Annotated in this window: 1 protein-coding gene and 1 pseudogene; both read right to left on the bottom strand. The window is 68.3% G+C overall.

All coding sequences use genetic code 11. The features are described from left to right. Positions 1-14: 14 nt before the first annotated feature. Entirely contained in the window at positions 15-782 is a 768-nt protein-coding gene (fabI, locus tag STRIP9103_RS13365) for an enoyl-ACP reductase FabI (protein WP_009309947.1), read from the bottom strand. Between the two features lie 3 nt (positions 783-785). Beyond that, a pseudogene (locus STRIP9103_RS48885) lies at positions 786-863 on the bottom strand (beta-ketoacyl-ACP reductase); the annotation flags it as partial.

Raw genomic sequence — 863 nt, 5'->3', positions numbered from 1 at the left:
CTCAGCGGCGGCGCTCACGCACCGATCGCGTGCAGCCCGCCGTCGACGTGGATGATCTCGCCGGTGGTCTTGGGGAACCAGTCGCTGAGCAGGGCGACGACACCGCGGCCGGCCGGCTCCGGGTCCTTGAGGTCCCACTCCAGGGGCGAGCGGTTGTCCCAGACGGAGGCCAGCTCGCCGAAGCCCGGGATGGACTTGGCGGCCATGGAGCCGATGGGACCGGCGGAGATGAGGTTGCAGCGGATGTTCTGCTTGCCCAGGTCACGCGCCATGTAGCGGCTGGTGGCCTCCAGGGCGGCCTTGGCGGGGCCCATCCAGTCGTACTGCGGCCAGGCGTACTGCGCGTCGAAGGTGAGGCCGACCACGGAGCCGCCGTTCTGCATCAGCGGCAGACAGGCCATGGTGAGCGACTTCAGGGAGTACGCCGAGACGTGCATGGCGGTGGCGACGGACTCGAACGGCGTGTTGAGGAAGTTGCCGCCGAGGGCGTCCTGCGGGGCGAAGCCGATGGAGTGGACGACGCCGTCGAGGCCGCCGAGTTCCTCACCGACGATGTCGGCGAGCCGCCCGAGGTGCTCGTCGTTGGTGACGTCGAGCTCGATGACCTTGGTGGGCTTGGGGAGCTTCTTGGCGATGCGCTCGGTCAGGGTGGGCCGCGGGAACGCGGTCAGGATGATCTCGGCGCCCTGCTCCTGGGCGAGCTTGGCGGTGTGGAAGGCGATGGAGGACTCCATCAGCACACCGGTGATCAGGACGCGCTTGCCGTCGAGGATTCCGCTCATGGTTCAGTGACCCATTCCCAGTCCGCCGTCTACGGGGATGACGGCTCCAGTGATGTACGAGGCGTCGTCCGAGGCGAGGAA

Origin of the sequence: Streptomyces ipomoeae 91-03 (assembly GCF_000317595.1) — a bacterium.
GTDB classification, from domain to species: Bacteria; Actinomycetota; Actinomycetes; order Streptomycetales; family Streptomycetaceae; genus Streptomyces; species Streptomyces ipomoeae.
Note: the sequence above shows the minus strand (reverse complement) of the source record. Positions and strands in the feature narration are given on the sequence as shown.

Bases quoted from the DNA above. Each gene is read 5' to 3' on its own strand.
- fabI (WP_009309947.1), bottom strand. From the start codon at position 782: ATGAGCGGAATCCTCGACGGCAAGCGCGTCCTGATCACCGGTGTGCTG.